The sequence below is a fragment of the Streptomyces sp. NBC_01408 genome (genome assembly GCF_026340255.1).
In the GTDB taxonomy this organism is placed as follows: Bacteria; Actinomycetota; Actinomycetes; order Streptomycetales; family Streptomycetaceae; genus Streptomyces.
Genome location: NZ_JAPEPJ010000001.1, coordinates 2,770,655 through 2,782,425, shown reverse-complemented (window position 1 = coordinate 2,782,425; position 11,771 = coordinate 2,770,655). Strand labels below are relative to the sequence as shown.

Genomic DNA, 11,771 nt, shown 5'->3' with positions numbered 1-11,771 from the left:
GCACGCCCGCCTGACCCACCCGGGGGACGGAGCACGCCACAGCGCCGTCACCCTGGCAGGCGTTCGTCACTCACGCGAGGGATTCCATCCGCATCGCAGCCGCCATATACTGAGCTATCTATACGTTCCGATGTATGGATGAGCCATTCGACATCGAGATCGAGCCGGAGGTCCGGCTGTGGCTGATGAACCGATCCGACGCGGACTACCTGGTGGCAGAACACGCGGTCGGGCTCCTCTTGGGCAGCCCGACCACCCTTGGCGAACCGTACTCACGCCATTTCGGAGACGGAGTACGGGAACTGCGGTTCGGCATCGGGCGTAGTCGGGACGCCGTGCGCATTTCATACTGGCTGGCCCCCGCAAGACGGATCGTTCTGCTGACCGTCTTTCGGAAGACCCGGCAACGTGAAGATGGTGAGGTGATTCGTGCCAAGGCCGCCAAACAGCGCTGCAAGGCCGAGCACGGTCCGGCAACCGACATCTACACCCGCGACACAAAGGACGGAGCGCCGTAATGGCCAGCCACGCACAGTGGAAGCTCGCCCGGGACAAGAAGATCGCCCAAGGTTTCTCCGAGAGCCCCGATGTGACGCGACAGCGCGAGGAGATCCGGCTCGCCTTCGATCTCGGACAGGCGGTCCACGACCGGCGGACCGAGCTCGGGATCTCGCAGACCGAGCTGGCCCGGCGGGCCGGGATGACGCAGCCGCAGGTTTCCAAGCTGGAGCTGGGCGGGACCGTGCCGACCTTGCCCCTGTTGGCACGGCTGGCGCGGGCCATGGAGTCGGAGCTGAACCTCAAGCTGGTCGGGGAGACCTCACAGGTCGTATTCACCGCACAAGAGCACGAGGCAGCCTGAGCCGGCTCCATGCACCGCCGAACATGCCGAAGTCAGAGGTGCGTCGGGGCGAACATCTTCAGCGTGGCCGGGAGCAGTAGCAGCGAGGGCCCGGGGGTGGCGAGGGCCTTCTTCAGGTCGTCCTTCAGCGATTGCGGGGTGGTGGTGGCCGCCGGGACGCCGAAGGAGGCGGCCAGGGCGACGAAGTCGGGGCGGGTGAGTTCCGTGCCCGTGGCGTGGCCGAAGGAGTCCGTCATGTACTCGCGCAGGATGCCGTAGCCGCCGTCGTCCACGATCAGCCAGGTGACGTCCAGGTCGTGCTGGCGGGCCGTGGCCAGCTCCGCGATCGAGTACATCGCGCCGCCGTCGCCGGAGACCGCCAGGACCGGGGTGCCGGGCTCCGCGACGCACGCGCCGAGGGCCGCCGGGAAAGCGTAGCCGAGGCCGCCCGCGCCCTGGGCCGAGTGCATGGTGTTGGGGTGCTTGGCGTCGAAGGCCGACCACGCCCAGTAGGACAGGATCGTCATGTCCCAGAAGGACGGGGAGCGGGCGGGCAGGGCCGCGCGGATCGAGGTGAGGAGCTGCTGCTCCAGGCCCACGTCCTGGCCGGACAGCCGCTCGGCGATGTCCGAGAGCACCAGCTTGACGCGGTCGGGGGCGTACGGGTCCTCGCGTACGGGGACCGTCTCCAGCAGGGCCTGGAGCGCCAGGCGGGCGTCCGCGTGGATGCCCAGCCCCGGGTGGTTGGACTCCAGCTTGCCGAGGTCGGCCTCGATCTGGATGACCCGGCCGGTCGGGAAGAAGGTGTGGTAGTTCGAGGACAGCTCGCCCAGGCCCGATCCGACGACCAGCAGGACGTCCGCGTCCTCCAGGAAGTCGGTCATGTGGCGGTCCTCCAGCCAGGACTGGAGGGAGAGCGGGTGGGTCCAGGGGAAGGCGCCCTTGCCGCCGAAGGTGGTGACCACGGGCGCGTTCAGCCGCTCGGCGAGCTGCTTGAGCTTGCCCGCTGCGTCGGCGCGCACGACTCCGCCGCCCGCGACGATCACCGGGCGGGCGGCCTTCGCCAGCCAGTGCGCGGCCACCGCCGTCAGCTCCGGCCGGGGAGCCAGCTCGTGCGGGGTCGCGTCCATGCCGGTGACCTGCGGGATGAAGGTCTCGGCCCGCAGGACGTCCTCGGGGATCTCCACCCAGACGGGGCCGTGCGGGGCGGTGAGCGCCGACTCCCAGGCCTCGACGACCACCGAGGGGATCTGGGAGGGGGTGCGGGCCACGTGGACGGACTTGACCACGTCCCGGAAGGAGGCCGCCTGGTCGCGCAGCTCGTGCAGATGACCCCGGCGGCCGCCGCCCAGGCCCGCGACCGGTACCTGGGAGGCGATCGCGAGCACCGGCGCGGACGCGGCCGCCGCCTCGGCCAGCGCCGGCAGGGCCATCAGGGCGCCCGGGCCGGTCGACAGCAGCAGGGGCACGGCCTCGCCGGTGATGCGGCCGTAGGCGTCGGCGGCGAAGCCTGCGTTGTTCTCCGTCCGCAGGCCGATCAGCCGCAGGTCGGAGCGGCCCACCGCGTCGAAGAGCGCCAGCGCGTGCTGACCGGGCAGGCCGAAGACGGTGGTCGTGCCGAGCGAACGCAGCGTCTCCACGACCAGGTCCCCGCCCGTGCGGCCCGGCGGCGGCGCGAGGGCGGCCGCCGTCTGGGCCTCGGTGGGACGGAGTACCAGGTCGTGGTCGTGCGTCACGGTGCTTGGTTGCCCTTCGCCTTCGCCGCCGCGCTGTGCTTAACGACTCTGCCTGGCGGCAGAGATCTGGCGGCTCATGATCGTGGTGAGCTCGTACGCGGTGTGCGAGGCCGCGACCGAGGTGATCTCGGCGTGATCGTACGCCGGGGCGACCTCGACGACGTCCGCCGAAACCAGGTTGCAGGAGGACAGACCGCGGATGATCTCCAGCAGCTCGCGGGAGGTCATGCCGCCCGCCTCGGGGGTGCCGGTGCCGGGCGCGTGGGCCGGGTCCAGCACGTCGATGTCGATGGAGATGTAGAGGGGGCGGTCGCCGATGCGCTGGCGCAGCTGGTCCGCGACCTCGTCGGCGCCGCGCCGGTAGACGTCGGCGGAGGTGACGATGCCGAAGCCCATCTTGGCGTCGTCGTCCAGGTCCTGCTTGCCGTAGAGCGGGCCGCGGGTACCGACGTGGGAGAGCGCCTCGGTGTCGAGGATGCCCTCCTCGACGGCGCGGCGGAACGGCGTGCCGTGGGTGTACTCGGCACCGAAGTAGGTGTCCCAGGTGTCCAGGTGCGCGTCGAAGTGCAGCAGGGCGACCGGGCCGTGCTTCTTGGCGACGGAGCGCAGCAGGGGCAGGGCGATGGTGTGGTCGCCGCCGAGGGTCATCAGGCGGGAGCCCGCGCCGAGCAGCTCGTCGGCGGCGGCCTCGACCGTCTCGACGGCCTCGTTGATGTTGAAGGGGTTCACCGCGATGTCGCCGGCGTCGGCGACCTGCGCGAGGGCGAAGGGGGAGGCGTCCTGCGCCGGGTTGTACGGGCGCAGCAGGCGCGAGGCCTCGCGGATGGCGTTGCCGCCGAAGCGGGCACCGGGGCGGTAGGAGACGCCGGAGTCGAAGGGCACGCCGACGACGGCGACGTCGGCGGAGCCGACCTCGTCGAGGCGGGGCAGCCGGGCGAAGGTCGCGGGGCCCGCGTAGCGCGGGATGCGGGAGGAGTCGACGGGGCCGCGCGGCTGCGTGCTCATGGGGGGTGCCCTTCTGAAGGTCCTACAAGTGCGGTGATTCGAGCGTAAGCCGGTGCCCACAAGACGGCGAAGTGTACGTTCTATCCATAGGCGATTCCCGATCTGTACGGAGTATCCATGGAGGCCCCGCCCACCCCGCCGGTCCCGCTCGGCGCGCTGCTGCGCGACCGCGAGCTGGGCCTGGCGCACCTCGCGGGGCCCGCCGGAGCCGAGGTGCACGCGGTGCACGCCTCCGAGATGGCCGACCCGTCCCCCTACCTGCTGGGAGGCGAGCTGCTCCTGACGGCGGGCACCGCCCCGGGCGACGCCGAGGCCTACGTCGCCCGGCTCGCCGGGGCCGGGGTGGCGGCGCTCGGCTTCGGCGTGGCGCCCGTGCACGAACGGGTGCCGCCGGGCCTCGCCGAGGCGTGCGACCGGTACGGGCTGCCGTTGCTGGAGGTCCCGCCGGGGACCCCCTTCACCGCGGTGGCCCGTACGGTCTGGCGGCTGATGGCGGAGGCCCGTACGCGCGAGCTCCGCCGGGTCACCGAGGCCCAGCAGTCCCTCGCGGCGGCCGCGGCCCGCCCCGACCCGGTCCAGTCCGTACTGTCCCGCCTGGCGACAACCCTGGGCGGCTGGACCGCCCTCCTCGCCCCGACAACAACCCAGGCGACCCCCCGAAGCCAGAGCGTGGGGCGGGGACACGCCGGAGGGTCCCCGCAGGACGAGCGCGCAACCCAGCCCCCACCCACGCAGCCGGACCCAAGTGCGCGAGCCGAGGAGACCCTCCGGCGGGGCACCACCCCACCCGCCCCGGCAACCCAGGCGACCCCCCGAAGCCAGGCCGTGGGGTGGGGACACGCCGGAGGGTCCCCGCAGGACGAGCGCGCAACCCAGCCCCCACCCACGCAGCCGGACCCGAGTGCGCGAGCCGAGGAGACCCTCCGGCGGGGCACCGCCCCACCCAACGCCCCGGCCGCCCCCGGCGCCCCGGCCGACCCGGCCACCCCGCCCGCCCCGCTCGCCGCCGCCGGCCCCGAGCCCGCCGCGGACGTGCTCGCCGCCGTTGCGGCCCTGGCCCGCCGGGTCGCACCCGGCACCGTCACCACGGCCACCGACACCCTCGGCGGCACGCACCTGGCCGCCTACGCCGTCGGCGGCGGCCACGCCCTCGCCCTCGCCACACCGGCCCGCGCCCCCGGCGACCACACCATCGCCTCCGTCGCGGCGGTGCTGCTGACCCTGCTCACCGCGCACCGTCCGGCCAGGACAGAGGCCGCCGCCCTCACCCGGCTGCTCCTCGACCGCGACCCGGCCGCCGCCCTGCCGCCAGGCCCCTGGCACGTCGTGCTCGCCCACGGCTCCGGCGACCCGCAGGCCCTCGCGGCCGCGCTGGGCACCGTACTGCTGGACCCGTACGGGGACTCCGTACGCCTGCTCACCGACCGGGAGCCCGGCCCGCAGCCCGGGTGGCGGCTGGGGGTCAGCGGCCCGGCGGCCCCCGGGGAGCTGCCGACCGCCGCGACCCAGGCCCGGCGGGCCCTGCACCGCGCCGAAGCGGCCCGCACCCCCCTGGTCCGCCACACCGACGGCGGCCTCGGCGCCCTCCTCGACCCGGCGGAGGCCCGGGCGCACGCCGGTGCGCTGCTCGCCCCGCTCGGCCCGGCTCTGCGGGAGACCCTGCGCGCATGGCTGGCCCACCACGGCAGCTGGGACCGCACCGCGGCCGCGCTCGGCGTGCACCGCAACACCGTCCGCCAGCGCATCGCCCGCACCGCCGCACTCCTCGGCACCGACCTCGACGACCCGGACACCCGCATGGAACTGTGGTTCGCACTCCGCTGGGAGCCCCCGGCCGGCCCCGGCGCCTCGTCGGGCTGAGCGGTCCCGGCTCTGGACACGATGGACAACTCACCGGTAACTTAATCTGAGCAAGCGCTTAGCCAGGACCGGGGCGCGACAGGGCACGACAGGCGAACGAGGGAGGCGGCCGTGCGCCGTACCGTTTTCAACGAGGACCACGAGGCGTTCCGCGAGACCATCCGCGCCTTCATCGAGGCCGAGGTCGTCCCCGTCTACGACGAGTGGTTCCAGGCCGGGCAGGCGCCGCGCGAGTTCTACTACCAGCTCGGCGAGCTGGGCGTCTTCGGCATCAACGTCCCCGAGGAGTTCGGCGGCGCGGGCCTGGACACGCACAAGTTCGAGGCCGTGCTCTACGAGGAGACCTCGCGCGCGGGCGTGAACTTCGGCGGCTCCGGCGTGCACGTGCTGCTCGCCCTCCCCTACATCAAGATGCTCGCCGACGACGAGCAGAAGAAGCGTTACCTCCCGAAGTTCGTCTCCGGCGAGGAGATGTGGGCCCTGGCGATGACCGAGCCGGGCACCGGCTCCGACGTCGCGGGCATGAAGACCACCGCCAAGCTCTCCGAGGACGGCACCCACTACGTCCTCAACGGCTCCAAGACCTTCATCACCGGTGGCGTGCACGCCGACCGCGTGATCGTCTGCGCCCGCACCTCCGCCCCGAGCGAGCAGGACCGCCGCTTCGGCATCTCCCTCTTCGCCGTGGACACCAAGTCCGAGGGCTACTCCATCGGCCGCAAGCTGGACAAGCTCGGCCTGCGCACCTCCGACACCGCCGAGCTGGCGTTCGTCGACGTGAAGGTCCCGGTCGAGGACCTGCTCGGCGAGGAGAACAAGGGCTTCTACTACCTCGGCGCCAACCTGCCCTCCGAGCGCTGGGGCATCGCCTTCGGCGCGTACGCGCAGGCCAAGGCCGCCATCCGGTTCGCCCAGCAGTACGTGACGGAGCGCACCGTCTTCGGCAAGCCGGTCGCGCACTTCCAGAACACCAAGTTCGAACTGGCCGCCTGCCAGGCCGAGGTGGACGCCGCCGAGGCGGTCGCCGACCGCGCGCTGGAAGCCCTGGACGCCGGTGAGCTGACCGCCGCCGAGGCCGCCTCCGCGAAGCTGTTCTGCACCGAGGTCGCGCACCGCGTGATCGACAAGTGCCTCCAGCTGCACGGCGGTTACGGCTACATGAACGAGTACCCGATCGCCCGCCTGTACGCCGACAACCGCGTGAACCGCATCTACGGCGGCACCAGCGAGGTCATGAAGTCCATCATCGCCAAGTCGATGGGTCTCTGAGGGACTCGGGGCACGCGCCCTCCCCCTTAGCCTTCCCCCATGAACGAGGCACTGACGACGCTCCTCGATCTGCTCGACCTGGAGCAGATCGAGGAGAACATCTTCCGCGGCACCAGCCGCCCTTCGCTGGTACCGCGTGTCTTCGGCGGTCAGGTCGCGGCCCAGGCGCTGGTCGCCGCGGGCCGGACCGTCCCCGCGGACCGCACCGCGCATTCGCTCCACTCGTACTTCCTGCGCACCGGGGACACGGGCGCGCCCATCGTGTACTCGGTCGACCGGATCCGCGACGGACGCTCCTTCACCACGCGCCGGGTCGTCGCCGTCCAGCACGGCCAGCCGATCTTCCACCTCTCCGCGTCCTTCCAGACGTACGAGGAGGGACTCGACCACCAGGCCGTCATGCCCCCGGCCCCGGATCCGGAGACCCTGCCCACCGCGGCCGAGTCGCTGCCCGCGTACCGGGAGATCTTCCGCGACCCGGGCACCGTGGAGCGGCTGATCGAGGCCCGCGGCGCGGTGGACCTGCGGTACGCCACGACCCCGCCCTGGGGCAGCATCGGCGAACCGGTGGAGCCGCGCTGCCAGGTGTGGTTCCGTACGGCCGGCAAGCTGGAGCGCGACGACGCCCTGCTGCACACCTGCCTGGCCACGTACGTCTCCGACATGACCCTGCTGGACTCGGTGCTGCTCGCGCACGGCCGGGGCGGCTGGGCGGTCGGCGACGTGGTCGGCGCCTCGCTGGACCACGCCATGTGGTTCCACCGGCCGTTCCGCGCGGACGAGTGGCTGCTGTACGACCAGGAGTCGCCCTCGGCGGCGGCGGGCCGGGGCCTGGGCCAGGCCCGCATCTGGACCCAGGACGGCCGCCTGGCCGTGACCGTCATCCAGGAGGGTGTCGTACGCGTCCCGCGCGGCTGACCGGGCCTGCCGCGCGGCATGCCCGGCCGCGGACGCGGCTCCCCCAGGGGTTCCCGCCCAGGGGCTCAGTCGCTCAGTCCCACCAGAACGCCCAGTGGCCGCTGCCGGTGACCGCCTCGTCGGTGTAGGCGCGCAGGCTGCCGGAGCCCTGCCAGACGTTGTCCGGGCAGAAGGCGAAGTGCTCCGCGGCCACGGGAAGGGCCTCGGCCGTGGTCCGGGGCGGGGCGGCCACCGAGACGTGGAGCTCGTCGAAGCCGAGGGCGAGGACACGGGCGCCGAAACGCTCCTCCCAGGAGCGCAGGACGGCACTGACGAGGGCCACGTCGTTCTCGTGGTTCAGCGGTCCGCACCAGCCCATCGCGGCGAGGACGTCGGCGCCCCGGCCGGCGGGGACCAGTGCGAGCCGGGGGCTCTTGAGGACGCCCTGGAGGATCAGCTCGTCCGCCAGTTCCCCGGCCGCCGCCTCCGGGTCCCGCGCCGGGGTTCCGGCCGCCGCCAGCCCCGGCCAGTCCCGGCCGAAGGGGGCGATCAGCTCGGCGCCCTCCGCGCCCTCCTCGGGATCGGGGACCACGGCGCCCCAGAACTCGCGCAGCACCGGCTCGACGTGGTGGTCGTCGGGGTCGGACATCCGCTCCGGGGCCAGGTCCCTGTCGTCCCACCAGGTCTCCAGGCCGCTCCGGTCCTGGAGCAGCACCGCCTGGAGGCCCGCGGCGGCCAGGGCCGGGAGGTTCCGGTACGCGGCGAGGACGCCGGGGCCCACGGGACCGTCTGAGATCCACAGCAGCGGCGTGCGCCCCGGCCGCCTTCCGGGGCGGTCCACCAGGGATCCCGGCGGCAGCTCCAGCCCCAGGCGGCGCCCCCGGGGATCGTCGGCGAGTACGGACAGTGGGTGGTACGGCTTCGGCTCGGTCGGCATGAGTCGAACGTAACCGCCGCCACTGACAAGGCTGTTACCCCAGCAGGCCCGCCGCGGAGAGCAGGTAGGCGACCATCGGGTCGTAGTGGCGCGGGTCGCGGACGTGGTCGTCCAGGGGGACCGCCACCTGAAGGGTTCCCTCGGCCTCGCCGAGGAAGAGCGCCGGGTCGTTGCAGTCCGCGTAGCCCACCGCGTCCAGACCCCGCTGGGCCGCGCAGCCGGCCCAGCCGTGGTCGGCGACGACCAGTTCGGGCTGGGGGCGGCCCAGCGCGGCCAGCCCGTCCAGGATCGCGGCCATGGGTTCCGGCGAATGGGTGTGCCACAGGGTCGCGCCCCGCTCCAGCACGGCCACGTCCGCGAACTGCCACACCGAGCCCTCGTCCGCCGTCAGCCCGCCCGGGATGACCACGATCTCGCAGCCCGCGGCGCGCAGGGCCGCCGCCGTGGCCCGGTGGACGTCCAGCAGGCCGCCCGGGTGCCCGGTGGCGAAGAGCACGCTCTGCCGGTCCAGCGCGGCCTTGCGCAGCCGCGCCGCCATCCGGTCCAGGCCGGCCACGGTCAGTTCGGGGTCGATGGTGTCCTGGCCGTAGCGGTAGGCCGGGTCGTCCACGACCCCGCAGCGCTCCGCCATCACGGCGAGCACGTCCTGCTCGTCGCTCCAGCGGTCGCCCAGTTCCAGGCCGAGCCAGTAGTGCCGGTCGCCGTTGGCGAGCTTGCGGTAGTGGGAGAGGTTGTTCTCGCGCGGGGTGGCGACCTGCCCCGCGATCCGCGTGCGGACGAGGTGGTCGATGAGTTCGGCGCGGCTCGGCGTTTCAACGGACTGGGCAGGCTTCTCTATCGGCTTCGGCATGCGGCCCATTCTGCCGCCGCGCGGCCGGAGCCGTCCCGCCCGTTTCGCCCAACGGACGAGCCGCCTCACCCCGACAGCGCCCCGAAGGCCCCGTTCGCGAGCCGTCGCAGCAGGGATTCCGTGGCCTCCCGGCCCAGGGCCGCCAGGTGCGGGGTGGAGTTCAGCAGCCCGAAGACCGCGTGCACGGACACCCGTACCTCCGCCTCGCCGACCTCGGGGTGCAGTCGCCCCACGACGTCCACCCACAGCTCCACGTACTGGCGCTGGAGCTGCCGGACGAGCTTGCGGTCCGCCTCCCGCAGCCGGTCGAGCTCCCGGTCGTGCAGGGTGATCAGCGCCCGGTCGTCCAGCGCGAAGTCGATGTGCCCGTCGATGAGAGAAGCCAGGACCTGGACCGGGTCGCCCGCGGCCTCCGCCACCCGGTGCCGGCCGCCGGTCAGCAGCCGCTCGCTGATGCCGACCAGGAGCTCGGCGAGCATGGCGTCCTTGCCCGCGAAGTGCCGGTACAGGCCGGGACCGCTGATGCCCACGGCGGCCCCTATCTCGTCCACGCCGACCCCGTGGAACCCACGCGCGGCGAAGAGACGAGCGGCCTCACTGAGGATCTGCTCGCGACGGGTCGGGGCGGCCGCTCTGGTGCTCATGGGAAACCATTCTAGACAGGGCCGTTAGCGGTCGTTAACCTAAGTCCCACACACGTTAACGACCATTAACAGCGTGCACCGAGCAGGTGGAACGAGCAAGGGAGCTCGACCGATGCAGCAGGCACCAGTGCTGACGAGCGCCGCGGACCCGGCGTCCGAGGCCTGGCGGACCAATGAGGCCGCCCACCGCGAGCTCACCGAGGGCCTGCGCGCCCGGCTCGACGCGGCCCGGCTCGGCGGCGGAGAGAAGGCCCGCGCCCGCCACACCGCCCGCGGGAAGCTCCTCCCCCGCGACCGCGTGGACACCCTCCTGGACCCCGGCTCCCCCTTCCTGGAGCTGGCTCCGCTGGCCGCCGAGGGCATGTACGGGGGCGCCGCGCCCGCGGCCGGGGTGATCGCGGGCATCGGCCGGGTCAGCGGCCGCGAGTGCGTGATCGTCGCGAACGACGCCACCGTCAAGGGCGGCACGTACTACCCGATGACCGTCAAGAAGCACCTGCGCGCCCAGGAGGTGGCGCTGGAGAATCGTCTCCCCTGCCTCTACCTGGTCGACTCCGGCGGCGCCTTCCTTCCCATGCAGGACGAGGTCTTCCCGGACCGGGAGCACTTCGGCCGCATCTTCTACAACCAGGCCCGCATGTCGGGGGCCGGGATCCCGCAGATCGCCGCCGTCCTCGGCTCCTGCACGGCGGGCGGCGCGTACGTGCCCGCCATGAGCGACGAGGCCGTCATCGTGCGCGGCCAGGGCACGATCTTCCTGGGCGGCCCGCCGCTGGTGAAGGCCGCCACCGGCGAGGTGGTCACGGCCGAGGAGCTCGGCGGCGGCGAGGTCCACTCCCGGACCTCGGGCGTGACCGACCACCTCGCGGAGGACGACGCGCACGCGCTGCGGATCGTACGGAACATCGTGGCGACCCTGCCGCAGCGCGGGGCCCTGCCCTGGTCGGTGGAGGCTCCCGAGGAGCCCAAGGTGGACCCGTACGGCCTGTACGGCGCGGTCCCCGTCGACTCCCGCACGCCCTACGACGCCCGCGAGATCATCGCGCGGATCGTGGACGGCTCCCGCTTCCAGGAGTTCAAGTCGGAGTTCGGCCAGACCCTGGTCACCGGCTTCGCCCGGATCCACGGCCACCCGGTCGGCATCATCGCCAACAACGGCATCCTGTTCTCCGAATCCGCCCAGAAGGGCGCCCACTTCATCGAGCTGTGCGACCAGCGCGGCATCCCGCTGCTCTTCCTCCAGAACATCTCCGGCTTCATGGTCGGCCGGGACTACGAGGCGGGCGGCATCGCCAAGCACGGCGCCAAGATGGTGACGGCGGTGGCCTGCGCCCGGGTGCCGAAGCTGACGGTGGTGGTCGGCGGCTCGTACGGCGCGGGCAACTACTCGATGTGCGGGCGGGCGTACTCGCCGCGCTTCCTGTGGATGTGGCCCAACGCCAAGATCTCCGTCATGGGCGGGGAGCAGGCCGCCTCGGTGTTGGCCACGGTCAAGCGCGACCAGATCGAGGGCGCGGGCCAGGAATGGCCGGCCGAGGACGAGGAGGCCTTCAAGGCTCCGGTCCGGGCGCAGTACGAGGAGCAGGGAAACGCCTACTACGCCACCGCGCGGCTGTGGGACGACGGGGTCATCGACCCGATGGAGACCCGGCAGGTGCTGGGACTGGCCCTGACCGCGTGCGCGAACGCCCCGCTGGGCGATTCGGCTTTCGGCATCTTCCGTATGTGACGT

General features: G+C 72.8%; 11 protein-coding genes. 6 read left to right on the top strand and 5 right to left on the bottom strand.

What is annotated here, in order from left to right; translation table 11 throughout:
* Positions 1–134: 134 nt before the first annotated feature.
* Positions 135–518 (top strand): type II toxin-antitoxin system RelE/ParE family toxin, encoded by a 384-nt coding sequence (locus OG447_RS12690; RefSeq protein ID WP_266936591.1) that lies wholly within the window; start codon positions 135–137, stop codon positions 516–518.
* Positions 518–862 carry a helix-turn-helix domain-containing protein gene (locus tag OG447_RS12685; protein ID WP_266936590.1) on the top strand — a complete coding sequence of 115 codons (345 nt, stop codon included), beginning with the start codon at positions 518–520 and terminating at the stop codon, positions 860–862. The genes OG447_RS12690 and OG447_RS12685 overlap by 1 nt, the downstream gene beginning before the upstream one ends.
* Before the next feature lie 32 nt (positions 863–894).
* On the opposite strand, the gene OG447_RS12680 is transcribed toward OG447_RS12685, so the two are convergent.
* Together OG447_RS12680 and speB are read right to left on the bottom strand one after the other, a co-directional pair.
* A complete protein-coding gene (locus tag OG447_RS12680) occupies positions 895–2,577 on the bottom strand; it encodes a thiamine pyrophosphate-binding protein (RefSeq protein ID WP_266936589.1) in 1,683 nt (560 codons plus the stop codon).
* A gap of 39 nt (positions 2,578–2,616) precedes the next feature.
* Positions 2,617–3,582, bottom strand: coding sequence for an agmatinase (gene speB, locus OG447_RS12675; RefSeq protein ID WP_266936588.1), 966 nt, complete (start codon positions 3,580–3,582; stop codon positions 2,617–2,619).
* A gap of 117 nt (positions 3,583–3,699) precedes the next feature.
* On the opposite strand from speB, the gene OG447_RS12670 reads away from it, so the two are divergent.
* From OG447_RS12670 to OG447_RS12660, 3 genes are all read left to right on the top strand, one after another.
* Positions 3,700–5,442, top strand: a complete 1,743-nt coding sequence (locus OG447_RS12670; protein ID WP_266936587.1) for a PucR family transcriptional regulator — start codon at positions 3,700–3,702, stop codon at positions 5,440–5,442.
* A 111-nt stretch (positions 5,443–5,553) separates the two neighbouring features.
* Positions 5,554–6,711, top strand: a complete 1,158-nt coding sequence (locus OG447_RS12665; protein ID WP_266936586.1) for an acyl-CoA dehydrogenase family protein — start codon at positions 5,554–5,556, stop codon at positions 6,709–6,711.
* 39 nt (positions 6,712–6,750) lie between these two features.
* Positions 6,751–7,629 (top strand): acyl-CoA thioesterase II, encoded by an 879-nt coding sequence (locus OG447_RS12660; RefSeq protein ID WP_266936585.1) that lies wholly within the window; start codon positions 6,751–6,753, stop codon positions 7,627–7,629.
* Positions 7,630–7,702: 73 nt separating this feature from the next.
* Here OG447_RS12660 and OG447_RS12655 read toward each other — a convergent pair whose 3' ends face one another.
* Genes OG447_RS12655 through OG447_RS12645 form a run of 3 tightly spaced genes read right to left on the bottom strand, consistent with a single transcriptional unit; the run spans position 7,703 to position 10,039 of the window.
* The gene (locus OG447_RS12655) at positions 7,703–8,545 is read right to left on the bottom strand and encodes a DUF4253 domain-containing protein (protein WP_266936584.1); all 843 of its coding nucleotides are present in this window, start codon (positions 8,543–8,545) and stop codon (positions 7,703–7,705) included.
* Between the two features lie 34 nt (positions 8,546–8,579).
* Positions 8,580–9,404 carry a phosphatase gene (locus OG447_RS12650; RefSeq protein WP_266936583.1) on the bottom strand — a complete coding sequence of 275 codons (825 nt, stop codon included), beginning with the start codon at positions 9,402–9,404 and terminating at the stop codon, positions 8,580–8,582.
* 56 nt (positions 9,405–9,460) lie between these two features.
* A complete protein-coding gene (locus OG447_RS12645; protein WP_266936582.1) occupies positions 9,461–10,039 on the bottom strand; it encodes a TetR/AcrR family transcriptional regulator in 579 nt (192 codons plus the stop codon).
* A 112-nt stretch (positions 10,040–10,151) separates the two neighbouring features.
* Here OG447_RS12645 and OG447_RS12640 point away from each other — a divergent pair, with 112 nt between their 5' ends.
* Positions 10,152–11,768, top strand: coding sequence for a carboxyl transferase domain-containing protein (locus OG447_RS12640; protein WP_266936581.1), 1,617 nt, complete (start codon positions 10,152–10,154; stop codon positions 11,766–11,768).
* Positions 11,769–11,771 lie beyond the last annotated feature (3 nt).

Coding starts and splice junctions, on each gene's coding strand:
- OG447_RS12670 (WP_266936587.1), top strand. CDS start 3,700: ATGGAGGCCCCGCCCACCCCGCCGGTCCCGCTCGGCGCGCTGCTGCGC.
- speB (WP_266936588.1), bottom strand. CDS start 3,582: ATGAGCACGCAGCCGCGCGGCCCCGTCGACTCCTCCCGCATCCCGCGC.
- OG447_RS12685 (WP_266936590.1), top strand. CDS start 518: ATGGCCAGCCACGCACAGTGGAAGCTCGCCCGGGACAAGAAGATCGCC.
- OG447_RS12650 (WP_266936583.1), bottom strand. CDS start 9,404: ATGGGCCGCATGCCGAAGCCGATAGAGAAGCCTGCCCAGTCCGTTGAA.
- OG447_RS12640 (WP_266936581.1), top strand. CDS start 10,152: ATGCAGCAGGCACCAGTGCTGACGAGCGCCGCGGACCCGGCGTCCGAG.
- OG447_RS12690 (WP_266936591.1), top strand. CDS start 135: ATGGATGAGCCATTCGACATCGAGATCGAGCCGGAGGTCCGGCTGTGG.
- OG447_RS12660 (WP_266936585.1), top strand. CDS start 6,751: ATGAACGAGGCACTGACGACGCTCCTCGATCTGCTCGACCTGGAGCAG.
- OG447_RS12645 (WP_266936582.1), bottom strand. CDS start 10,039: ATGAGCACCAGAGCGGCCGCCCCGACCCGTCGCGAGCAGATCCTCAGT.
- OG447_RS12655 (WP_266936584.1), bottom strand. CDS start 8,545: ATGCCGACCGAGCCGAAGCCGTACCACCCACTGTCCGTACTCGCCGAC.